The organism is Streptomyces sp. Tu6071 (genome assembly GCF_000213055.1).
Taxonomy (GTDB): Bacteria; Actinomycetota; Actinomycetes; order Streptomycetales; family Streptomycetaceae; genus Streptomyces; species Streptomyces evansiae.
On the sequence record NZ_CM001165.1, the window covers coordinates 312,687 to 336,180 of the forward strand.

Sequence of the window (23,494 nt, forward strand, 5' to 3'; positions counted from 1 at the left end):
CGTCCACGGAGGACGGCGACCGCTCGTCACGCTATATGAAAATGAATGTCACTACGACCTCCCCCCTGCCCGTAATGACTTTCGTTTCCAAAATTTGATCCTCCGCCGCCCCGGGCGCCTCAGGAGAAGCGCAGGTGGGGCGCCACGCTCAGGAGCTTTTCGCGCGTCTCCTCGAACTCCCGGGCCGGGGTGGAGACGCCCATCACCCCGGCACCGGCCCGCAGCCACGCCCGCCCCTCGTGGACCAGGACGGTCCGCAGGACGAGCGCCGCGTCGAGCGCGCCCGCCGTGTCGGCGCGGAAGACGGCGCCCCCGTACAGGCCGCGCGGTCCCCGCTCGTGACGGCCGAGGGCGGCGAGCGCGGCTGCCTTCGGCACGCCCGTGGCGGTGATCGCGGGGAAGAGCGCGGCGAACGCGTCCCACTCGTCCGCGCCCTCGCCGAGCCGTCCCACGACCCGCGAGGCGAGGTGCTGGACGGAGCCGCGCTCCCGCACGGCCATGAACTCCCCCACGGCCACGCTCTCCGGCGCGCACACCCGTGCCAGTTCCTCGCAGGCGAGGCGGACCGAGAGGGCGTGCTCCTGCACCTCCTTCGGGTCCGCGTACAGCTCGGCCCGCAGCCGCGCGTCCTCGACCGCGTCGCCGGTACGGGCCCGGGTCCCCGCGAGCGGCTGGGTGGAGACCCGGCCGTCCGGGGCGACCTCCACGACCGTCTCCGGGCTGAACCCGGCCGCGCGCCAGCCGCCGAGGTCGACGAGGAAGGAGCGCGCGGGCGTGTTCGCCGCCCGCCCGGCCGCGTACGAGGCACCGAGGTCGGGCGTACGGGGCAGCGGCACCGCCCGCGAGACGACGGCCTTGTCCAGCAGCCCGGCGCGGATGTCGGCGCTGGTGGCGGCCACGGCGGCGCGGTAGCCGCCCGGGTCGGCGGCGAGCAGCGCGGCGGCCTCGGGGAGCGGGGCGGGAGCGGGCCCCGTCGCGGCGGGCGTGGCCAGGACGCGTGCCGCGCGCGCGGCGGCTGCCGGGTCCACCGCGCGCACCTCCGCCTTGCCGGGCCGCAGCACGATGTCGACGGACGGGACCAGGATGCTCAGCAGGGGCTCCGTCCCGGCGCGGGCGGGGTCGCCGTGGAGGAGGTGGGCCAGTTCGAAGGCGGCCCAGCCGTGCACGGTGCGGTCCCGGGGCGAGGCCGCGCGCAGCGCCGCGAGCGCCGCCCGTACCGCCGCCAGGGGGCCCCGCGGTGCCGGGGCGTGCCAGGACCGCTCGCCGTGCCGGGCGGTGGACGCGGTGGCGGTGGCCTCGAAGGTCGCCGAGCCGGCCGCGAAGTGCCAGGCTCCGCCGTGCTCGTAGACGACGTGGTGCGCGCCGAGGCCCGACGCGGCGAGGCGGGCCGCCGCGGTGGCCGGTTCCTCGCGGACGTCCAGGACGGCGCGGTGGGGCGGTTCGGGGAGGGACGCCGCCCAGGCGGCGAAGGGGGTGGCGCTCATCGGGCGGCTCCGGGGTCGGGGGTGCGGGAGGGTGCGGGAGGGGGCGGCGAGGGGCTCGTGTCGTGGTCCCCGGCGGTCTTCGCCGAGGTCAGGCGCCAGCCGTGCGCGCGCGTGCGGCTGCGCCAGAAGCCCGCGTAGGTGCCGCCGTGGGCGAGCAGTTCCTCGTGGGTGCCGCGCTCGGCGATCCGGCCCCGCTCCAGGACGAGGATGCGGTCGGCGTCGCGGATGGTGCTGAGGCGGTGGGCGATGACGAGCACCGTCTTGTGCCGGGCGAGGGCGCGGACGGTCGCGACCAGGTGGGCCTCGTTCTCCTGGTCGAGCGAGGCCGTGGCCTCGTCCAGGACGAGGACGGGCGCGTCGCGCAGCAGCGCGCGGGCGATCGCGACGCGCTGCCGCTCGCCGCCGGAGAGCGCGGTGCCCTCGGGGCCGACCCGTGTCGCCCAGCCCTCCGGGAGCCGGGTGAGCACCCGGTCGAGCCCGGACAGGCGGGCGCAGTCGCGCAGTTGCTCCGCCCCGGCTCCCGGTTTCCCGGCCAGGACGTTCTCCTCCACGGTCCCGTCGAAGAGGTACGTGTCCTGGAAGACGGGCGAGACGGTGGCGGCGAGGACGTCGGGCGCCATGTCGCGCACGTCCACGCCGCCGATCGTGACGCTGCCGCCCGTCACGTCCCAGAACCGCGCGAGCAGCCGTGCCACGGTGGTCTTCCCGGCACCGGAGGGCCCCACGAGGGCGGTGACGCTCCCCTCCGGCGCGGTGAACGCGACACCGCGCAGGGTGCCCGCGGCGGCGCCGTCGTCGGGGTCCGTGCCGGAGGCGTACGAGAAGTCGACGTCGTGGAAGCGCACCGAGTAGCCGTCGGGGACGCGCGGCTCGGCGGGCACGGGGAAGGGCGGCTCGTCGAGCAGTGCGGCGACGTGCTCCAGGCTGTGCCGGGCGACGCGCAGCCCGGCCCCGAGGTCGGCCGCCGCCGAGACGCCCTCCGTGAGCCGCGCGGTGAGGACGAGCAGCGCGAGGAGCGTCGGCACGTCGAGCGAGCCGTCGAGCGTCCAGTGGACGGTGAGGACCAGCACGGTCGCGAGGACGGCGCGGGCGACGAAGGCGAAGGCGACGAGGCCGGGGACGCCCCGGGTGATCAGGCGCCGGTCGGCGCGCGCCTCCGCGGCCAGGGCCTCGTCCAGGGCGCCGTGGTCCTCGGAGGTACGCCCGAAGGCCCGCAGGACCGGCTGGTTCCGCGTGTACTCCATGACCCGCTCGGCGGCCTCCGCGCCCGCCGCGTCGCGGCCCCGGTCGAGGCGGGCCACCACGGCGGTGCTCGCCCGGTGCGCCGCCAGCAGGACGGGGAGGGAGGCGAGGAGGACGCAGCCGACCCGTACGTCGAAGCAGAAGGAGGCCGCGACGAGGACGGCCGGGGTGACGACGGCCGAGACGAGCGGGCGCAGCAGGTGGGCGGGCATGTTCATGACCTGCATGACGCCGGGGCCGGCGATCCTGGCCAGTTCGGCGGCACGGCCGCCGGAGAACCAGCCGACCGGCAGCGTGAGCGTGTGGTCGGCGAGCCGCCGGTGCAGCGCCCTGGACAGTTGCCCGCCGACGGTGAACCCGCCCGCGAGCGCCGCCGCCTGAGCGGCCGTGAAGGCGGCGGTGACAGCGGCGAGTGCGAGCAGCCAGGGCCACACCGCATCGGGCGAGCCACCGAGCAGCGCGCGCAGCACGGGCACGAGGAGCGCGAAGGCGAGGCCCTGGAGGACGGCGGCGGCGAGGAGCACCGCGAGGAGCCGGCGCAGCGGCCGGTACCCCTCGGCGCCGAGGACGTGACGGAGCAGGCGGATCATGGGCGCGTGACCTTCCGGGGGCCGGTGGGGCGGGGCAGCGGGGTGTCCGGGCCGGGAGGCGGTGACGCTCCGGGAGTCGGGTCGGCCCCCGTGCCGGACGCAGCGTCCCCGGCGGGAGCCGCCGCTTCGTCCGGTGCCGTCTCCTCGGCCCGTGCGTGCCACAGCCGCGCGTACCGCCCTCCCGCCGCGAGGAGTCCGGCGTGCCGGCCGCTCTCGGCGATCCGGCCCTCGTCGAGGACGACGATGCGGTCGGCGTCCGTCACGCTCGTCAGGCGGTGCGCCACGACCAGGACGGTGCGGCCCGCCGCGAGCGTGGAGAGCGCGTCCTGGACCAGCGCCTCGGTGTACGGGTCGGCGTACGCGGTCGCCTCGTCGAGCACCAGGACGGGGGCGTCGGCGAGGAGCGCGCGAGCGATCGACACGCGCTGGGCCTCGCCCCCGGAGAACCGCGCGAGGGTCCCGACCTCGGTGGCGTAGCCGTGCGGAAGCGCCGTGATCATCTCGTGCGCGTGGGCGGCGCGGGCCGCGCGCTCGACCTCCTCGTCCGTCGCGGACGGCCGCCCGAGGCGGATGTTGTCCGCGACGGAGGCCCGCAGGAGCCGTACGTCCTGGAGGACGAAGCCGACCGAACGGTAGAGCGCGGCGGGCGGGATGTCGCGCACGTCGGCGCCGCCGATCGTCACGGCCCCGCCCGTCACGTCGTGGAAGCGCGCGAGGAGCGCGGCGAGCGTGGACTTCCCCGCGCCCGAGGGGCCCACGAGCGCGGTGACCGTACCGGGGGCGAGGTCGAGGTCGACGCCCGCGAGCACGTCGCGTTCGCCGTCGTACGAGAACGACACGTCGCGGAAGGAGACGTGCGCGCCCGCCGGGAGTGCCGGGCGGGCCGGGGCCGGGAGTGCGGGCGTGGCGAAGAGCGCGGAGACGCGGGTGGCCGCGGCCTGCCCGCCGCGGATCTGCTGGACGCGGGTGCCGACGACGCCGAGCGGCGCGGCGAGCGCCGGGCCGAGCAGGACGAAGGCGAGCAGCGACGCCCCGGAGAGGTTCCCGGAGACGAGGAGCGGGGCCCCGGCGGCGAGGAGCAGCAGCAGTACGAGGGCGGGTGAGACGACGAGCAGCGCCGCCGTGGAGGGCACGAGCGTGGACCGTACCCAGGACGTGAAGAAGGCGGCGAAGGCGTCGGTGGCGGTCAGGAAGCGCTCGTGGGCGGTGCGGGCGCGGCCGAAGGCGCGTACGACCGCGATCCCTTGGGCGTACTCGGCCGCGGCGGCCGAGACGCGGCCGAGCGCGGTGCCGAACTCGGCCATCCGCGCCTTGGCGCCCGCCATCGCGCGGCGGAAGAGGAGGGCCCCGGCGAGCGGGGGGAGGAGGGCGAGGAGCGCGAGGCGCCAGTCGGCGGCGGCGAGGACGCCGAACGCGACGAGCGGCGCCACGAGAAGCGCCGTCACGTCGAGCAGGGTGTGCGCGACGAGGGCGTGCAGGGCGTGCACGTCGTCCCGCACGGCGCTCTCGATCTCGTCGCGGCGGTGGGTGATCGTGCCGAGCGGCAGGCGGCCGACGTGGTCGGCGAGCCGACGCCGCAGGAAGAGCTGGAGGTCGTTGTCGGCCTGGTGGGCGAGGAGTCCGGCGGCGAAGGCCAGAGCGAGCGCGGCGACGCCGGAGGCGCAGGCGAGGCTCACCCACGGCCACACGTCGGCGCCCGCCCGGCCGTCGCCGGTGAGGCGGGCGGCGAGCCGGGCGATCGCGAGGAGCGGGACGACGCCCGTCGCGGCGGCGCACGCCTGGAGCGCGACGGCCACCAGGAGGCGCCGCCGCACGGGCGCGGGCAGGGCGAGCGCGGACGCGGGCGACACGTTTCGGGGAGGGGGAGGAGGTGTCATGCGAGGAGGATTCCGATCTCGGGGACGGGGCGGCCCGCCGCCTCGGTGACGCGGCGGCTCGTCATGCCGGACTCGGCGGCCAGCCGTGCGACGTCGAAGGTGTGCCACAGGTAGCTGTCGGAGACCTCCCGGACGGTGCGGCCCTCGCGCAGGACCTTCCAGGTGGTCGTGAAGCGCATCGCGTCGCCCTCGGCGGGCTCGCCGCCGATCCACCACTCGTAGGTCTGGCGGCCGACGCGCTCGCGCAGGGAGAGGGCGGGGGGCAGGTGCCGGGGGGCGGAGACGCCCATCAGCTCCACGACGACCGGGCCGCCCGGCGGCAGGCGTGCGGCGAGGCGGCGCCACAGCCGCACGCGCTCGGGCGCGGTGAGGTGCCCGGCCACGCCGAAGATCACCACGGCGGAGATCCGTTCGGGCAGGCGCAGGTCCTGCGCCGCGCCGTCGCTCACCGTGACCCGGCGTCGGAGGGCGGGGTCGCGGGCGACGCGCGAGGTGAGCACGGCGCGCATGGTCGCGGAGGGTTCGGCGGCGAGGATGTCGGCCTCGGGCAGGGCGGCGGCGATGACCTCGGTGACGCGCCCGGTGCCCGCGCCGATCTCCACGACGGGGCCGTGCGAGACGTCGAGCCCGGCGAGGACGCGGGCGAGCGGGGGGCCGCTGCTGGCGGTGTGCCGGGCCGCGACCATCTCGTAGAACTCGGCGGAGGGCGAGTAGTAGTCGATCACCGGGGTGCTCCTGGTCGGGAGCCGGGGCTCGTCGGGGTCCGCCGGTGTGCGGCGGGGACGGTGGTCACGGGGTGCTCGGCCACGGGCGGCCTCCGGTCGGCAGGGCGGGGTCCAGGCGCCGGACGAGGGCCGCGACGGCCTCCGTACGACGCGAAGTCAGATAGAAGTGGTCGCCCGCGAAGACGCGGACGCGGGTGGGGCCGTGGGTCAGCGCGGCCCAGCCGCCGTCCGGCTCCCCGGCCCCGGCGGGGAACTCGGGGTCGCTGTCCCCGGCGAAGACCTCGACGGGGCAGTCCAGTGGCGGTCTCCGCGCGGGCCGGTAGGTCTCGATGAGCCGGTAGTCGGCGCGTACGCAGCCGAGGACGAGGGGCCGCAGCCCCGGGTCGGCCAGGACCTCCGCGCTCGTCCCGCCGAGCCTGTCCAGCTCCCGGCACAGCACCTCGTCGTCCTGGAGGTGGACCGTGCCGGTGACGGCCGTCGCGGGGGAACGGCGGCCCGAGGCGAAGAGGCGGTCCGGCTCGGGCGCCCCGACCGCGCGGAGCGCGTGGGCCAGCTCCCAGGCGACGGCCGAGCCCATGCTGTGCCCGAACAGGGCGTACGGGCGCCGCGTGTGCGGCGCCATCTCGGCCGCGAGCGCGTCGACGAGCGCGCCCATGTCCGGTGCGAACGGCTCGGCGAAGCGGTCCTCGCGGCCCGGGTACTGCACGCCCCACAGCTCCACCTCGGGGGGCAGCAGCGCGGCCCAGGCGCGGAAGGAGCCCGCGCCGCCGCCCGCGTGCGGCAGGCAGAAGAGCCGCCAGCGCGCGGCCGGACGGGGCTGCCAGCAGCGCAGCGCCCCGCGCCGGCCGGTTCCGGCGCGCACCGGCCCGGCGTTCACCAGGCCACCATGAGGCGCTCGATGCCGAAGGTCGCCGAGTCGTGCTTGAAGGCGATCTCCGCCTCGGGTTCGGCGAGCCGCAGGGTCGGGACCCGGCGGATCAGGGTCTCCAGCGCGACCTCCAGCTCCAGGCGCGCGAGGTGCTGGCCGACGCACTGGTGGACGCCGTAGCCGAAGGCGACGTGGTGGTTGGCGGGGCGGTGGAAGTCGACGCGCTCGGGGTGGGGGAACTGCTCCGGGTCGTGGTTGGCGCCCGCGAGGAGCGCGATCACGCCCTCGTCGCGCGGCACCGTGCCGCCGGGGATGTCGATGTCCTCGGCCGCGACCCGCAGCGGGATCGAGTCGGCGATCGACATGACGCGCAGCAGTTCGTCCACCGCGGCGGGCATGAGCCCGGGGTCGGCGCGCAGCTCGGCGACGAGGTCCGGTCGCCGGAGCAGGAGCAGGGTGCTCAGCGCCAGCATGTTCGTGCTCGTCTCGCGGCCCGCGTTGATCGTGATGCCCACGGTCGACAGGAGTTCGGGCAGGGTGAGGGCGCCGGTGCGCAGGTGCTGGACGACGAGCCGGGACAGGAGGTCGTCGCCGGGGTTCTCCTCGCGGGCGCGGATGAGGTCGGTGAGGAGGGCGAAGAGCCCGCCGAGCGCTTCGCTCACCTGCTCGGCCGTGCTGTGCCGCGAGCCCGAGATCCGGGTCACGTCGCGGAAGAACTCCAGGTTCTCGCGCGGGATGCCGAGCAGTTCGCAGATGACGGAGGTGGAGACGGCGTTGGCGTAGAGCGGGACGAAGTCGGCGGGCGCCCCGCCGTCGAGCATCGTGTCCACGAGCCCGTCCACGAGCGCCTGTACGGCCGGGCGCATCGCCCGCACCCGCCGGACGGTGAACTCGGGCAGGAGCATGCGGCGGTAGCGCGTGTGCTCGGGTGCGTCGGTGCGGATGAAGGGCCGCAGCCGGGCACCCACCTCCTGCTCGCCCTCGCCGAGCGCGGGGAAGGCCGGGCGCCGGATGTCGGCGCTCGCGCGCGGGTCGGCGAGCAGTTCGCGCACGTCCTCGTAGCGCGTGACGACCCAGGCGGGGCGGCCGGTGGGGAGGGTCACCGGGGCCACGGGTTCCTCCGCGCGCAGTTCCGCGTAGGCGGGAGGCGGCGCGAAGGGGCAGGTGCGGCGGACGGGGAAGTCCCTGGCGCTCGCCTGCGGCGGTTCGTGGGCAGTGGTCATCGGGGAGCCTCGCTGTCGTGGGCGGCGGGATGCCGGTCGGGGGAAGGGGACTTGGTCAGGACCGCGAGCGGGGGTGCTCCGGGCCGGGTGTCGAGCAGGCGGGCGCGCAGCCCGGACTCCTCCTCGACGGCGCTCAGCCCGAAGGGCCACCAGCGGTGGGTGTCGCGCACTTCGCGCACGGGGGCGGCGGCACCGTCCTCGTGGACGCGCCAGGTGCTGTGCAGACGCATCGCGCGGGGTTCACCGGGGTCGGGGGCGCCGGAGAACCACCAGCTGTAGGTGTGCCGCCCGGCGCGTGCCGTCGCCGTCCGTGTCTCGGCCAGCTCGACGGGCCGCTCCAGGCCCATGAGTTCGACGACGACGGGGCTTTCCGGACCGAGTCGTGGCAGCAATTCCCGCCACAGCAGGGCACGTTCGCCCGGGTCGAGGTGGCCGAGCACTCCGCACAGGAGGACGGCGCCGAGCCGGTCGGGCAGGTCCAGTTCCGGTGCCCGGTCGGCGGTGACGGTGACGCGGGCGCGCAGCTCGGGGTCGCCGAACACCCGGCTGGTGAGGACGGCGCGCATCGCGGTGGCGGGTTCGCTCGCGAAGATCTCGGTGTCCGGGCGTGCGCGGGCCACGGCTTCCGTGAGCAGGCCCGTGCCCGCGCCGATGTCGGCCACCGGCCCGTACGAGAGGTCGGCGGCGGACAGGAGTGCCGCGACGGCCGGGGCGCTCGCGGTCGCGGTGTGCGGGGCGGCGACGAGGTCGAAGAACTCGGCGGAGGCGTCATAGGGGGAGCTGTCCCCGGCTCCGGCAGGGTGCGGGGCGGGCGCGGAGGTGCCCGGCTCGCGTGCGGCCGTCGGCCTGGTGGAGCGGGCCCCGGAACCCCCGCCGCTCAGCGTGTCGGCCGCTCCCGCGTCCGTCTCCCGGGGGAACAGCGTCTCGACCGGGAGCGGGCGCGGGGGTGCGGGGCGGACGAGTTCGGGCGGGCCGAGGCGGGTGGCGAGCGCGGACCAGATGCGGCACACGGTCAGGTCGTACTGCGCGCCCGCGAGCGGGTCGGCGCGCTCCGCCACGGCCGCGCGCATCCCGTCGAGAGCCAGCCCCAGGGCGTCCGGCCACAGCCGGGTGAAGACCTCGCGGAAGGAGCCGGTCTCCCCCCGCACCGAGGTCGTCGCGCGCTCCAGCGGCTCCGTGCCCGGCCCGTCGAGGACGAAGCGGTGCCCGGCGTCGCGGGCGACGTGGAGCCGGGGGCTCCACAGCACGGGCCCGTGGGTGTCGGCGAGGGTCAGGACACCGCCCTCGGTGCCGAGCGAGACGCGGTGCCAGTGCAGGGCGTGGTTGTCCCGGTCGCCGGGGTCGAGCTGGTTCTGCACGCGCAGCGTGAGCGGGACGCCCGCGAGCGTGCCGCTCACCGTCTGGAACGGCCGGCCGGGGCGCGCGGGTCCCTCGTCGAAGGCCCACGGTCGCAGCGCTCCGAGCGCCCGCCCGAGGATGTCCACGAGCGGGTGCATGAGGTGGACCGGGCTCGCCGCGTCCACGAAGAGCGGCTGCTGCCGCTCCCGCAGCCGCCGCGCCGCCGCGAGGAAGCGGCGTACCGGCGCGACGTGCGGGTAGTGCGTGTTGACCCGGTAGTGCACGCCCCTCCGACGGGCGAGGCGCAGGCAGCGTGTCATCTCGTCCAGGTGCACCGGGTGCTCCTGCAGGACGTGCACGCCCCGGTCGAGCAGCGCGAGCGCCAGCTCCGTGCCCTCGCCGCCCGAGATCGTGGAACCCACCGCGACGCAGGCGAGGTCGATGTCGTCGGGCAGCATGCCCACCTCGGTGTGGTGCGGGACGCCGTGGCGTTCCGCGAGCGCGCGGGAGGCGGCGGAGCCCCGGCTGAGCACGCCCGCGAGGACGAACCCGGGTCGTGCGCGCACCGCCTCCGCGTAGAAGCGCCCGAAGTTCGTGCCGCAGACGAGGACGCGCAGCGGGGAGGCCGCGGGAGTGCCGCTCACAGTTCCCCCTCCTCTTCCGCGTCCCGCCCGGCCGCCGCCGGGCGGCCCGGGTCGGGCGCGTCCCGTACGAGGACGTCGACGGCGCCGAGGGCCACGAGGCCGCTCACGACCTCCTCCGGGTCGAGCACGTCGCACGCGAAGTGCGTGCCCGGCGGTACGGCGCCGCGCGCGACGGCGTCGGCCGCGAGGGCGCCCACCGCGCCGGTCAGCCGGTAGCTGCTGGTGGTGCGCAGCCGCAGCCGCCGCTCCGCCGGGACCCCGCCCGACGTGCCGGTGAGGCGGAACTCCATGGCGTAGTACGGGGAGCGCCCCGCGAGGTCCACGGCGGCGGCGCGGCTCAGCCGCTCCTCCAGGGGCCGGGGCTCCTCGCCCGCGGCGAGCGCGGCGGGCAGGGCGGTGAGCACGGCGTGGACCCGGGAGCCCGGGTGCACGTTCCACCAGTCGGCGCGCTCCAGGCCGAGCGCGCCCGCGAGCCGCACCGTCTCCTCGCCGAGGAGGGGCACGAGGGCGACTCTGCCGGGGAAGCCCGGCACCGTCGCGTCCCGCTCGGCCCGCAGGACGCGGGAGGCGCGGCGTCCGCCGCGTACCGCCGCGAGCGCCTCGCCGTAGGCGGCGCCCGCCGGGCCGCCGGAGGTGAGCGAGAGGACGAGGTCGGCCGCGACCGTCGGCGAGCAGGGCTCCAGGCCCCCGCAGTACGCCTCCAGGGCGGCGGTCGTGTCCAGTTCGCGTGCCGCCAGGCGCGGCAGGAGGCTCGACAGTCCCGGCAGCGTTCCCGCCGACAGGACCACCGCGCGGCGGGCGGCTTCGGGCAGGGGCCGTGCGTTCAGTTCCTCGGCGGCGGGGTCGTCGCCCGCCACGTCCACGCAGTGCGCCCCGGCGGCGAGCGCCGCGCGGGCCGCCGTGGCCCCGAACCGGTAGGTCGGGCCGGCGCAGTTGAGCACGACGTCGCAGTCCGACACGAAGGCGGCGAGCGCGGCGGGGTCCTTCATGTCGGTGGGCACGACGCGTCCCCGCCCGTCGAGTTCCGCGGCGAGCACGGCGCGCAGAGGTTCCTCGGCGCGTCCGCCGAGGCGCAGTCCCGTGCGGCCGAGGTCGCGCAGCGCGCGCACGGCGGCGCGGCCGACGGCGCCCGAGGCTCCGAGCACCCCGATCGTCTCCGTCCCGTTCACCGGGTCACCGCCCCGGAGGTCAGCTCGTCGAGGAGCTTGAGGACGGCCGGGGCGTGCTCGGGTGCCAGACAGCTGAAGTGGTCGCCTCCGATGTCCACGATCGTCAGGTCACCGAGCGTCAGTTCCTCCCAGTAGGTGGTGACCGCCGCCTTGCTGCCGGGGAAGGGGTAGGCGCCGTCGTGGCGCAGGAAGGTGATGTCCCCCGCGTACGGTTCGGCGGTGTACCGCGTGATCGCGAAGACGCTCTGCCGGAAGGCGGAGAACAGGCGCGTCATGTGGTCCGGCGCGTAGTTGCCCGCGCCCGCGGGGACCGCGTCGCACATCCGCACGATGCGGGTCTCGCGCGGTACGGCGGCGAGCGCGGCGAAGCACGCGCCGACATCGGCGAACTCCCCTTCCAGCGCGGCGAGTCCGCCGTCCCGCAGCACGCCGGGGCTCTGCGCGAGGACGGCGTCGGCCGCCGCCGCGACCCGGTTCTCGTCGGCGGGGAAGCCGAGGTCCGCCGGGTCGATGCCCATCATGACGGCGAAGGCGTACTCGGAGAGGAGTTCGTCGTCCAGCCGGAAGCGCGGGCTGTGGCTGCTGATGACGGTCAGGCTCTCGACCACCGCTCCCGACTCGGCCAGGGAGCGGGCGACCTCGGTGGCGACGAGGCCGCCGAGGCAGTAGCCGACGACGTGGAAGCGCCGCGCCCCGTCCCGGGTCAGGGCCTCGGCGTACTCGGCGGCGAGCTGCTCGATGAGCCCTTCCGGCGGGGCGGCGAGGTAACGGTCGAGGCCGGGCACCTCCAAACCGGCCACCGTGGCGCGTCCGGGCGAGCGCCGCCGGATCTCGGTGACGAGGGCCCGGTAGGGCATGACGGTGCCGGTACCCGCGTGGACGAGGACCGTCACCGGCTCGTCGGTGGACCGCGAGCCGTGCAGGTGCACGAGGGGGTCCGCCGGGGCCGCCGGGTCCGGCGCCGCCTCGCCCGCCCGCTCGCGCAGGAAGGCGGCGAGACCGGCGACGGTGGGCCGCCGCAGCAGGTGCCGCAGGACCGCCTCCCACTCCAGGTCCCCCGCGTACGGCACCCGCTCGCGCAGCCGGCCGACCATGCGCGCGACGAGGAGCGAGTCCCCGCCGAGGTCGAAGAAGTCCTCGTGCGCGCCGACCCGGGGCACCGCGAGCAACTCCGCCCAGAGCGCCGCGAGTTCCTGTTCAAGGCTGTCCATGGGGCGCTCGGCGGGGGCAGCGTCCGCCCCGGGCCGTACGGTCTCGCGCGGGAGCCGGGCGCGCAGCGCGGCGCGGTCGGTCTTGCCGTTGGCGGTGCGCGGCAGCGCGTCCACGACCTGCCACACGGAGGGGACCATGTAGGCGGGCAGCCGGTTGGCCGCGTCGCGGGCGAGTTCGCCCTCCGTGACCGGTACCCGGTCGTCCTTGAGCACCGCGAGGAACAGCTCCTGGCCGGTGCGGGCGAGCGCTTCCCCGGCGCCGGGCAGCGCGACGACGTCCGTCGCCCCGTGCCGCGCGAGCAGGTCGTGCCACTGCGGCCCGGTGAGGAAGGACTGCCCGAGCGCCGGGCGTTCGTCCGTCCACTCGGCGCCCGCCAGTTCCAGGAACTCCATCGACACCAGCAGCGGCGGGTGCAGGTCCCTGGTGTTCTCGACGAAGACGAGCCGTCCGCCGGGCACGAGGAGGGCGCGCAGCCGCTCCAGCGCCGCGTTCGTGTCCGCCGCGGCGTGCAGCGTGTTGGCGCACACGACGACGTCGAAGGAGTTCGGCGCGAGGCCCTGCGCGCGCGGGTCCCGGTCGAGGTCGAAGCGCGCGCACCGGACCCACGGCTGCTCGGCGAAGCGCTCGCGGGCCTCGTCGACGAAGAACGGCGAGGCGTCCGTGAAGAGGTAGTCCACGCCGTAGCGGTCGAGCGCGGGGACGAGTTCGGCGGTCGTGCCGCCCACTCCCCCGCCGACCTCCAGGACGCGCAGCCGCTCCTCGCCGGTGTGCGCGGCGGCGACGCGGGTGAGCGCGGCGACGACCGCCCGGTTGAGGTGGCGGATCGCCAGGTTGTCGCGGTACGCGGCGTCGGCGGCCTCGGTCCGGGCGCCCGGGAAGAGCAGTGCGGCCGGTTCCACCTCGCCGGAGAGCAGTTCCGGCAGCCGCTCCGCGCACGTGCGCATGACGCCGAGCAGTTCGGTCGACCAGCCGACCTCCGCCTCCAGCCCGGCCGCGCCGCGCCACGCGGCGTCCAGCGCCGCGCCGTCCACCGGGGTCAGCCCCGCGTACGTGCCGCGCGCCGTGTCGTGCGCGAGCCGCCCGTGCGCGGTGAGCGCGCGCAGCCAGCGCCGCACGAGGTGCCGGTGGCGGGGGGTCGCCCGCAGGGCCGCGCACACCTGGTCGGCGGTGTGGCCGTCCGGTCCCGCGCAGAGCCCGGCCGCGCCGAGGACGTGCGCCATGACGTCCAGCGCGGTGGAGTCCAGGACGTCGAGGAAGGCGCGGAGCCGTGCCCCGTCGACCGCCGCCCCGGCGTCCGCGATCGCCTCGCGCGCCGCCTCGGCGGCCTCGCGCGAGAGCGCGGCGGCGGAGCCGGGCGCGCGCCGTCCGCTCTCCACGAAGGCGGCGAGCCTGCGCCCGCCGCTCGCGCCGTCGTCCACGACGACCGCGCCCGCGCCCACGGAGGGGTGCGCCTGCACGGCGGCCTCCACCTCGGCCAGCTCGACCCGGTAGCCGCGGATCTTGACCTGGGTGTCCTCGCGCCCGAGGAATTCGACGGTCCCGTCCGGGAGCCGGCGTCCCATGTCGCCGGTGCGGTAGAGCCGTTCGCCGGTCAGCGGGTGGTGCGCGAAGCGCTCGGCGGTACGTGCCTCGTCGCCCAGGTAGCCGAGCGCGAGCCCCGCGCCCGCGAGGTACAGCTCGCCGGGCACCCACTCGGGGCGGGGGCGCAGCGCGTGGTCCAGGACGTGCACGCGCTGGTTGGTGAGCGGCCGTCCGTACGGGATGCTGGGGCGCGCCGTGTCCACGTCGGCGGCGAGGTGGGCGATCGACCAGATCGCCGCCTCCGTGGCGCCGCCGAGCGCGACGACCTCCAGGGACGGCCACAGCGCGCGCGCCTCGTCCGGCAGGGCGACCGGTATCCAGTCGCCCGACAGGAGCGCGAGCCGCAGCGGCGCCGGGCGGGCCCCGGGTTCCGAACGCACCCAGTCGCAGAGCATCTGGAGCTGTCCGGGGACGGAGTTCCACACCGTGACGCCCCGGTCGAGGAGCAGTTCCGCCCAGTGCGAGGGGTCGCCGCGGCGCTCCTCCCGCGGCAGCACGAGCGTCCCGCCCACGGAGAGCGGCCCGAAGAGGTCGTACACCGACAGGTCGAAGCCGAGGCCCGCGACGCCGAGCACCTTGTCCCCGGCGTCGAGCCCCCACCGCCGGTTCACGTCGGCGATCGTGTTGACGGCGGCGCGGTGGCTGATCATGACGCCCTTCGGCGTCCCGGTCGAGCCGGAGGTGTAGATGACGTAGGCGAGGTCGTCGGGGGACGGACCCGGGGCGGGTACGGGGTCGGCGGGCGCCTCGGGGAGGGTGTCGACCGCGAGGGCGGTGAGGTCCCCGGGGAGGTCGGCGAGTTCGGCGAGCCACGACTGCGTCAGGACCCGGCGCACGGCGGCGTCGCCGAGGATCGTGTCCCTGCGGCGGGCCGGCTGCGCTGTGTCCACCGGCAGGTAGGCGCCCCCGGCGAGCAGTGTGCCGAGGACGGCGACCGCCTGCTCCCAGCCCTTGTCCATCCACACCGCGACCCGTTCGCCCGGCTCCAGGCCGAGCGCGGTCAGCCGGTTCGCCACCTCCCCGGCGCGCCGGGCCAGCTCCCGGTACGTCAGCGCGCGGCCGGGTGCCTCGACGGCGACGGCGTGCGGGTGCTCCGCGGCCCGCGCGAGGAATGCCCCGTGCAGCAGCTCGTCCGGCAGCGGCCCCTCGCTCGCGTGGTACGCGGCGCACCGCTCCTCCTGCGCGGCGGGAAGCGGGAGCCGGGCCGGGCGCTCCCAGGCCGCTTCGGCCTCGTCGCCGGGGGCCGCGAGGCTCTCCACCAGGGCGGTGTACGCCGTGAACATGTCCTCGGCCATGCCCGCGGGCAGCACGCCCTCGCGTACGTCCCAGGAGAGCGCGAGCGCGTCCCCGCGCTCCATCGCCTGGCAGTCGAGCCACACCTGCGGCGTCCGCGTCGCGGCGTAGGCGACCGGCAGGGCCGCCGTCCCGCTCCCCCCGAGCGCGCTCGTGAAGACGACCGGCATCAGGACGGGCGAGCCCGCCCGGCGCGACAGCTCGGCCAGCACCTCGGTCCCGCCGTACAGCCCGTGCTCCAGGTCCTCCAGGAGCCGCCCGGTCAGCGCCCGGGTCCGCTCGGCGAAGGACTCGGGGGTGCCGAGGTCCACGGCGAGCAGTTCGAGCGACGTGAAGTCGCCGACGACCCGGCCGATCTCGGGGTGGAGCGGCGGCCGGTCCGCCGTCGGCACGTTGAGCGTGAAGCGGGGGGTGCGTGCCCAGCGGCCGACGACCTCCGCGTACGCGGTCAGGAGCACGCCCGACAGGGTCAGTCCCCGCCGCGCGGCGCGCTCCCCGAGCCGCCCGGCCGCGTCCGGGCCGAGCAGTCCTTCGAGCCGCCGGAACGCGACCGGGCCCTCCGTCGGTGCGCCCGGGGAGTCCTGGGCCGGGCCGGGCCCCGCCGCCCACCGTTCCGCGAGGGGCAGTTCGGGGGCGGGCGGGAGTTCGTCGAGGCGCGCCGCCCAGTAGGCGCGGTCGCGCTCGTACGCCGGTGTCGCGGCCTGCGCGCGGCGCGCGAGCACGCAGTCGCGGAAGCTCAGCGCGAGCGGCGGGGGCTCCGGTGCCGTGCCCCGGTAGCGGGCGTCGAACTCGGCGAGGAGGAGCCGGAGTCCCGCGTGGTCCACGACGAGCATGTCGCAGCCGACGTGGAGCCGGTCGCCGTCCGGGGCGCGCGTGATCGCCAGGTCGAAGAGCGGCCAGCGGTCGGCGGGAGCGCGGCGCGCGGTCATGCGCGCCCGCACCGCGGCCCGCGCGGGCTCCTCCCGGCCCGGTGCCGCCTCGGCCACGAAGACGTCGGGGGCGGGCACCTCGGGCAGCACCTGCTGGTAGCCGTCCTCGTGGACGACGGCGCGCAGCATGTCGTGTCGCTCCGTCAGCTCCCGCCACACCCGGGCGACCCGCGCGGCGTCCAGCTCCGGGTAGTCCAGCTCGACGTACGCCTGGCAGGCGACGCCCCCGTAGGGGTGCCCCTCGGCGCGGCCGAGGAGGTACGCGGACTGTACCGGTGTGAGCGGGAAGGGCTCGTGCCGTGCCTCCGGGTCGGGGCGCAGGGCCCGTGACGCGGGGTCGGCGAGGTGGCGCAGGATCTCCTCCTTGTGCGCGAGGAGCCGCTCGCGGCGCTCCCCGGTGAGCAGACCGTGGGGGGCGCGGAAGCGCAGGCGCCCGTCCTCCTCCCAGAGTTCGACGCCTTCCGCGGCGTACTCGGCCAGCAGTTCGGTGATGTTCACAGCTCTCCGCTCTCGGTGTCGGTCGCCTGTGCGGCGACGCTCGTGCTGATGTCGGCCGCGAGGGCGGCGAGGTCCGGGGCCGCGAGGAGGCGGCGCACGGGGAAGGGGATGCCGAAGCGGCGGCCCACGGCGGCGACGAGCCGCATCGCGGTGAGGCTGTCGCCTCCGGCGGCGAAGAAGTCGGCGTGCCGGTCGTGCGCGGTGCCGGGCAGACAGGACTCCCACAGCGCGGCGACCTCCGTCTCGACGCCGGGGCGGGGTGGCGCGACCGCCGTGCCGGGGGCGGGCTCGTACCGCTCGGCGCGGGCGAGGAGCGCGGCGCGGTCCACCTTGCCGTTGCCGGTGAGCGGCAGCGCGTCAAGGAAGTGGAGCCGCCCGGGTACCGCGTGCGCGGCGAGCCGGGTGCGCAGGCCGGTGAGGACCCGCTCGGCGAAGCCGTCCGCGTCGCCCGCGTCCTCTCCCCCGGCGGGCGCGCCCGCGTCCTCGTCCCGTACGGCGAAGGCCACGAGGCGGCGCGCCGTACGGGGTCCCGCGCCGACGACGGCGGCCCGCGCGATGCCCGGCCGGGCCTCCAGCGCGGCCTCGACCTCACCGGCCTCGACGCGGTGCCCGGAGATCTTCAGCTGGGAGTCGCGCCGGCCCAGGAACTCGATGAGGCCGCCGGGCCTGAACCGGCCGACGTCCCCGGTGCGGTACCAGCGCCGCCCGTCCCGTACCGGGAACTTGCGAGCCGTCAGCTCCGGGTCGCCGAGGTAGCCCTCGGCCAGCCCGCGACCGCCGATCCACAGTTCGCCGGGAACCCAGTCCGGGCAGTCGCGCCCGGCCTCGTCCACGACCCCGTACTCCTGTCCGGTGAGGGGCCTGCCGTACGGGATCGACGGCCAGCCGGGGAGCGGCGTGGAGACGGTGTACGTGTTGGACCACACGGCGGCCTCCGTGGCGCCGCCCATGGCGACGAAGCGGCAGCCGTCCGCCGTGCGCGCTCGCAGGCGTCCCGGCAGGTCGAGGCCGATCCAGTCGCCCGAGACGAGCGCCGTGCGCAGGCCGAGCAGGTCCGCGGGCGGGCCCCCGCCGTGTTCGTCGGCGTCGAGGAGCAGCCCGAGCAGGGCGGGCACCGTGTTCCACACGGTGACGTCGAAGCGGCGCACGAGGTCCGGCCAGCGGGCGGGGTCGCTCCGGTCCTCCTCGGTCGGCAGCAGCAGCGAGCCGCCCGCCGAGAGGAGGCCGAAGACGTCGTAGACCGCGAGGTCGAAGTCGAGCGCGGAGAGCGCGAGGACGCGGTCCCGCGCGCGGACGCCGTGGCGCCCGCTGACGTCGGCGAGGGTGTTCCAGGCGGCGGCGTGCGAGACGCTCACGCCCTTCGGCTCGCCCGTCGACCCGGAGGTGAAGACGACGTAGGCGGGCGTGTCCGGGGCGGGGAGCACGGGGGCGGCGAGCGGGGCGTGGGCGAGCGCCCGCGCCGGGGTGAGCACGCCCGGCCCGTCCTCGTCGGCGACGGTCACGCGGACACCGGCGAGGGCGTGCACCCGGGCGCGCCGGTGGGCGGGCTGTCCGGGGCCCAGGGGTACGAGCACGGCCCCCGCGGCGAGGACTCCGAGCACCGCGGCCACCTGTGCCGGGCTCTTCGGGAGGCTCACGGCGACCCGTTCGCCCTCGCGCACCCCGTGTGCCCGGAGTGCGGCGGCCGTGCGCAGCGCGTCCTGGGCGAGCCGCGCGTAGCTCGTGCGCGTGCCGTCCGGGGTGACGAGCGCGGTGCGGGCGGGTGCGGCGGCGGCGTGCGTGAAGAAGGTCTCGTGCAGGGTGCGCGGGGCGACCGGGGGCCCGGCGGCCTCGGCCGCGGCCTTTCGGCGTGCCTCTCCCTGCGCCGTCGGTACGAGAGCGGGCACGGGGGCGTCCCAGTCGCCGTCCGCGAGGTGGTCCAGGAGTTCCGCGTACGCGGCGAACATGGCGTCCAGGACGCCTTCGTGGAAGAGGTCGTCCACGGCGTCCCACGTCACGACGAGGGCCCCGTCCTCCTCGGTGACCTGGTTGTCCAGGCACACCTGCGGCGACTGCGACAGGCCCCAGACCTTCGGCGGGAAGCTCGTCGCGGGGCCCGAGAGCGAGGCGTCGCCGACCCCGAGGGCTCCGGTGAAGACGACGGCGGCGCCGGGCCACGGGCGGCGCGCGGTCTCGCGCAGCAGCCAGGCGACGGGCACGTCCTGGTGGTCCAGGTCGGCGGCCTGCCGCGCCTGCGTCTCGCGCAGCCGCTCCAGCCAGCTCGCCGCCGCGCGCCGGTAGGCGGCGGGCGCGAGCGAGGTGAAGTCCCCGAGGACGCGGTGGACGTCGGGGTGCACCTCGCGCCGGTTGAAGAGCGTGAGGGTCACCGCGACCGCGTCGGCCCCGCTCCACGCCGCGAGGACCTCCCCGTACGCGGCGAACAGCACGGTCGCCGGGGTGAGTCCGTGCCGGGCGGCGCACTCCTTGACGGCGCGCCAGCGCCCGGCGGCGAGCTTCAGGCGGCGCCGCGTGAAGCGCGGCTCGTCCAGGAGCGCGGGCTCGGTGGCGAGGGGCAGCTCCGGGGCGGGCGGCAGTTCCGCGAGCCTGCCGCTCCAGTGCTCCCGCGCCCGCGCGACCGTCGCGGGGTCGGGTGCCAGGCTTGTCAGGTAGTCGCGGAAGGTGAGCGAGAGCGGCGGGAGGCTCGCGTCCGGGTCGTCGTAGAGGGTGTTCAGCTCCGCGTACAGCGTCGTGAGGGAGAGCGCGTCGAGCACCAGGTAGTCGAGGCCCACCGCGAGGCGGGTCCTGGTGCGGCCGTCCTCGCCCGGGTAGCGGAGCGCCGCGAGGGCGAAGAGCGGCCAGGAGCCCGGGTCGCGGACCTGCCGCGACATGCGTTCCCGCAGCGCGGCGAGCGCGGTGTCCGCCCCGGCGGCGTCCGTCTCCTCGACGGCGACGCGTACGTCCGGCACCGATGCGCGCACGCGCTGGGTGCCGTCCTCGGCGACGACGGCACGCAGCATCCCGTGGCGGCGCACGAGGCGGTTCCAGGCGCGGGCGAGGCGGTCGAGGTCCACGTCGGGGCCGTCGAACTCGCTGTAGTGCCAGGTGCCGACCCCGCCGAGGGCGAAGCCGGAGTCACGGCCCCTCAGGTACGCGGTCTGCACGTCGGTGAGCGGGAACGGTTCGTGGGCGTGCGCCGGTGCGGCGACGGGGGCGGCGAGGACGGGCCCCCGGGCGGGCGGCGCGAGGCGCGCGGCGAAGTCCCGCAGCGCGGGCGCGGCGAAGAGCGCGGCGACACCCGCGTCGGCGAAACCGGCCGCGCGCAGCCGTCCCACGACCCGGGTGGCGAGGAGCGAGTCGCCGCCGAGCGCGAAGAAGCTGTCGTCCCTGCCGACCCGTTCCACCGCGAGGAGTTCCCTCCACACGGCGGCCACGGCTTCCTCGGCGGGGCCCGCGGGTGCCTCGCGCGCCTGCCGCCGGTCGCGGGCGTGCGCGGCGAGGAGGCGGGCGACGGCGGCCCGGTCCGGCTTGCCGTTGGGGGTCAGCGGCAGCGCGTCCCGGACGAGGACGGTCTCGGGCACCATGTGGCGGAGGAGCCGCTGGCCCGCCCGTTCGCGCACCTGCTCCGGCAGGGGGACGCCGCCGTCCGGCGCAGGGGTGACGAGAGCGGCGAGCCTGCGGGCCGGCTCCTCGATGACGACGGCGACGGCGCGCAGCACCGAGGGGTCCGCCTCCAGGGCGGACTCGACCTCGCCGAGTTCGATGCGGTGCCCGCCGATCTTCACCTGGTGGTCCGCGCGCCCGAGGAACTCCAGGACCCCGTCGGGGCGGTAGCGCGCGAGGTCCCCGCTGCGGTACCAGCGCTCCCCGTCGTGCTCCACGAACCGTTCGGCGGTGCGTTCCGGGTCGCCCCGGTAGCCGGTGGCGACGCCGGGGCCGCCGATCCACAACTCGCCGGGAACGAGGTCGGGACAGTCGTACCCGTGGAGGTCCACGACCCGTGCGCGCATGTTGCGCAAGGGGGTCCCGTAGGGCACGGAGACCCAGTCGGGGTCCACCTCGTCCACCTCGAAGACGGTCGAGTGGACGGCCGCCTCGGTCATGCCGCCGAGCGCCACGAAGCGGCAGCCGGGTACGAGGGCGCGCAGCCGCGCCGGCTGGTCGAGGCCGATCCAGTCGCCGCCGAGCAGCGCGAGCCGCGGGGTGCTCCCGAGCCCGGTGTCCGCTCCGGCCGCGAGGAGGAGATCGAGGACGGCGGGCACGCACTGGAGGAGCGTGACGCCGTGGCCGCGGACGAGGGCGGTCCAGTGGTGGGCGTCCTTGCGGTGTTCCTCGCCGACGACCACGACCGCGCCGCCCGCCGAGAGCGGGGCGAAGAGGTCGAAGGCCGCGAGGTCGAAGTCGAGCGCGGAGAGGGCGAGGGTGCGGTCCCCGGGCCCGACGGCGAACCGTTCGCCGAGGGCTTCGAGCGTGTTGACGACGGCTCGGTGCGGGACCTCGACGCCCTTGGGGACGCCGGTCGAGCCGGAGGTGAACAGGAGGTAGGCGGGGCTCTCCGGTCCCGGTGCGGCGATCTCGGCGGCCGGGTGCTCGGCGGCGGCCTGGTCGAGCGTCAGGACGGTGAGGCCGGGGACCGCCCGGCACAGCCGCGCGTGCTCCGGGTCGGTCAGGACCAGGCGGGCCCCCGCGGTCTCGTGGACGCGTCGCCGCCGTACGGCGGGCTGCTCGATGCCGACGGGCGCGTAGCAGGCCCCGGCCGCGAGCACGCCGAGCACGGCGACGACCTGGGCGGCCCCCTTGGGCAGGGTGAGCGCCACGGTGTCGCCCTCGGTGACCCCGTGCCGCCGCAGCAGCGTCGTCACCCGGCGGGCCGCGTCGGCCAGTTCGCCGTAGCTCAGCCGCGTGCCGTCCTCGCGCACGACCGCGAGCCGACCGGGGTGCTCGGCGGCGTGCCGGAAGAACGGCGCGTGCAGCGGCTCTCCGGACTCGGGCACGCGGGCAGGCGCCGCCGCCTCGCGCGCGGCGAGCACCGCGGCCGGGACGAGCGGGCCGACCGGCCGCTCCCAGGCGCTCTCGTCCTCGGTGAGCGAGGTGAGCAGGGCGCGGTACGCGGCGAAGGCGGCGTCGGGGACGCCGGGTGCGAGGACTCCGTCCCGTACGTCCCAGTTGAGCAGGAGCCCGCCGTCCAGCTCGGTCACCTGCGCGTCGAGGACGACCTGCGGCCCCTGCGAGATGATCCACACCGGGCGCCCGAAGACCTCCTGGACCCCGGGGGTGAAGATCTCGCCGAGCCCGAGGGCGCTCGTGTAGACGACGGGCGCGAGGACGGGCGAGCCCTCGGTGCGCGTGAGGTCGCGCAGGACCTCGACGCCGCCGTACGCGCCGTGCGCGACGCCCGCCCGGATGCCGTCCTGCACGCGGCGGGCGTGCGCGAGGAACGACCCGGATGCGGTCAGGTTTACGTCGAGCAGGAGCGAGGAGCTGAAGTCGCCGACGAGGGAGGCGACATCGGGGGTGAACAGTTCGCGGTCGAAGAGGGGGAGGTTGAGCAGGAAGCGGCGGTTGCCGCTCCAGGCCGCGAGGACTTCGGCGAAGGCGGTGGCGAGGGCGGCTGCCGGGGTCAGGCCGTGCTGCCCGGCCCGTGCGGCGAGCGCGTCCTTCCGCTCCGGGGCGATCCAGTGGTGCAGCCGCCGCGCGTGCGTGAGCGCGGTGTCGCCGGCCGCGACGGGGCGGGTCAGCGGAACGGTCGTCGGGGGTTCGGGCGCGCGGGGCAGCCCGGCGAGCCGGTCGTGCCACCACGCGCGGTCCGCCGCGCGCTTCGCGGCCGTGCCGGGGTCGGCGGCGCGTGCGGCGAGGTAGTCGCGGTAGGTCAGGGAGAGCGGCGGCAGCGGCAGGTCGGGGTGCGTGTACAGGTGGCGCAGGTCGGCGAGGAGGACGCGCAGGCTCAGGGCGTCCCCGGCCATCATGTCGAGCCCGATCTGGAGGCGGGTCCGGTCGCCGGGCAGCAGACACAGGGCGGCGCGGAACAGTTCCCCGGCCGCCGGGTCGGGCCGCGCGTGCGTGTGCCGCTCGCGCAGCTCGGCGAGGCGCGCGCTCAGCTCCTCGCCGGACAGCGCGCGCAGGTCGTGCACGGCGAAGCGGGCGGGGCCGTCGCCGTACCGCTGGCGGCCGTCCGCGTCGACGGAGGCGCGCAGCATGCCGTGGCGGGACACGAGGTGGTCGAGCGCCGTGCGCAGGCGCGCGGGGTCGAGGCCGGTGCCGTCGAGTTCGACGGCGAAGTGCGGGGCGACGCCGCCGAGCGGCTGTCCGTCCTGGCGGCCGATCCAGTACGCGTGCTGCATGGCCGAGAGGGCGAAGGGGGACTCGTCATCGCCGCTGGTGGGCGCGGGGGCTACGGCAGGAGTCCCGGTGCCTCCGGCCCGTTCGCGCAGGATCGCGTACCAGGCGCTGAGGACGGGCTTGTCGACGAGGTCCTGGAAGGTCACGGAGCTGCCCGCGCGGCGCCACGCGCCCACGAGCCGCATCAGCCCGAGGGAGTCGAGGCCGAGGGCGAAGAGGTCGCGGTTCTCGTCGAGTTCCCCGGCCCCCAGGGCCTCGGTCACCGTCGCCCGGATGTCCTCGGCGGTGAAGCCGCCGTCCGGCGGTCGCGGTGTCCCGGTCACAGCGTTCGGGCCAGGGGGATGGGCATTCACGGCGGGATCGACCTCCGGTCGGGGGCAGGGGATTGCGGGCGCGCGGACGGGGACCCGGTGCGCTCGCGAACGGGGGTCGCGAGGGGGTCACACACGTTCCTGAAAATGATTATCATTAGAATCAAGGACGTTCAAGGGGCAGTTCCCGCCCGC

Annotated in this window: 10 protein-coding genes; all 10 read right to left on the reverse strand. The window is 76.7% G+C overall.

Annotated elements, in window-relative coordinates; genetic code table 11:
- Positions 1-119: 119 nt before the first annotated feature.
- Positions 120-1,484 carry a salicylate synthase gene (locus tag STTU_RS01310; protein WP_043253719.1) on the reverse strand — a complete coding sequence of 455 codons (1,365 nt, stop codon included), beginning with the start codon at positions 1,482-1,484 and terminating at the stop codon, positions 120-122.
- Positions 1,481-3,316, reverse strand: coding sequence for an ABC transporter ATP-binding protein (locus tag STTU_RS01315; RefSeq protein WP_078518888.1), 1,836 nt, complete (start codon positions 3,314-3,316; stop codon positions 1,481-1,483). Before STTU_RS01315 ends, STTU_RS01310 begins: the two co-directional genes overlap by 4 nt.
- Entirely contained in the window at positions 3,313-5,193 is a 1,881-nt protein-coding gene (locus STTU_RS01320) for an ABC transporter ATP-binding protein (RefSeq protein WP_078518889.1), read from the reverse strand. The genes STTU_RS01315 and STTU_RS01320 overlap by 4 nt, the downstream gene beginning before the upstream one ends.
- Entirely contained in the window at positions 5,190-5,918 is a 729-nt protein-coding gene (locus STTU_RS01325; RefSeq protein ID WP_007819033.1) for a class I SAM-dependent methyltransferase, read from the reverse strand. Before STTU_RS01325 ends, STTU_RS01320 begins: the two co-directional genes overlap by 4 nt.
- A gap of 64 nt (positions 5,919-5,982) precedes the next feature.
- Positions 5,983-6,795 (reverse strand): thioesterase II family protein, encoded by an 813-nt coding sequence (locus tag STTU_RS01330; protein ID WP_234019108.1) that lies wholly within the window; start codon positions 6,793-6,795, stop codon positions 5,983-5,985.
- Entirely contained in the window at positions 6,792-8,009 is a 1,218-nt protein-coding gene (locus STTU_RS01335) for a cytochrome P450 (protein ID WP_043253721.1), read from the reverse strand. The genes STTU_RS01330 and STTU_RS01335 overlap by 4 nt, the downstream gene beginning before the upstream one ends.
- Entirely contained in the window at positions 8,006-9,991 is a 1,986-nt protein-coding gene (locus STTU_RS01340; RefSeq protein ID WP_078518890.1) for a Gfo/Idh/MocA family oxidoreductase, read from the reverse strand. The genes STTU_RS01335 and STTU_RS01340 overlap by 4 nt, the downstream gene beginning before the upstream one ends.
- Positions 9,988-11,160: a saccharopine dehydrogenase NADP-binding domain-containing protein gene (locus STTU_RS01345; protein ID WP_234019109.1), complete on the reverse strand. Its 1,173-nt coding sequence runs from the start codon at positions 11,158-11,160 to the stop codon at positions 9,988-9,990. Before STTU_RS01345 ends, STTU_RS01340 begins: the two co-directional genes overlap by 4 nt.
- Complete coding sequence (locus STTU_RS01350; RefSeq protein WP_043253723.1) at positions 11,157-16,673, reverse strand: non-ribosomal peptide synthetase; 5,517 nt, start codon at positions 16,671-16,673, stop codon at positions 11,157-11,159. Before STTU_RS01350 ends, STTU_RS01345 begins: the two co-directional genes overlap by 4 nt.
- Positions 16,670-23,311: a non-ribosomal peptide synthetase gene (locus tag STTU_RS01355; protein WP_007819054.1), complete on the reverse strand. Its 6,642-nt coding sequence runs from the start codon at positions 23,309-23,311 to the stop codon at positions 16,670-16,672. Before STTU_RS01355 ends, STTU_RS01350 begins: the two co-directional genes overlap by 4 nt.
- Positions 23,312-23,494 lie beyond the last annotated feature (183 nt).

Bases quoted from the DNA above. Each gene is read 5' to 3' on its own strand.
- STTU_RS01335 (WP_043253721.1), bottom strand. From the start codon at position 8,009: ATGACCACTGCCCACGAACCGCCGCAGGCGAGCGCCAGGGACTTCCCC.
- STTU_RS01310 (WP_043253719.1), bottom strand. From the start codon at position 1,484: ATGAGCGCCACCCCCTTCGCCGCCTGGGCGGCGTCCCTCCCCGAACCG.
- STTU_RS01320 (WP_078518889.1), bottom strand. From the start codon at position 5,193: ATGACACCTCCTCCCCCTCCCCGAAACGTGTCGCCCGCGTCCGCGCTC.
- STTU_RS01315 (WP_078518888.1), bottom strand. From the start codon at position 3,316: ATGATCCGCCTGCTCCGTCACGTCCTCGGCGCCGAGGGGTACCGGCCG.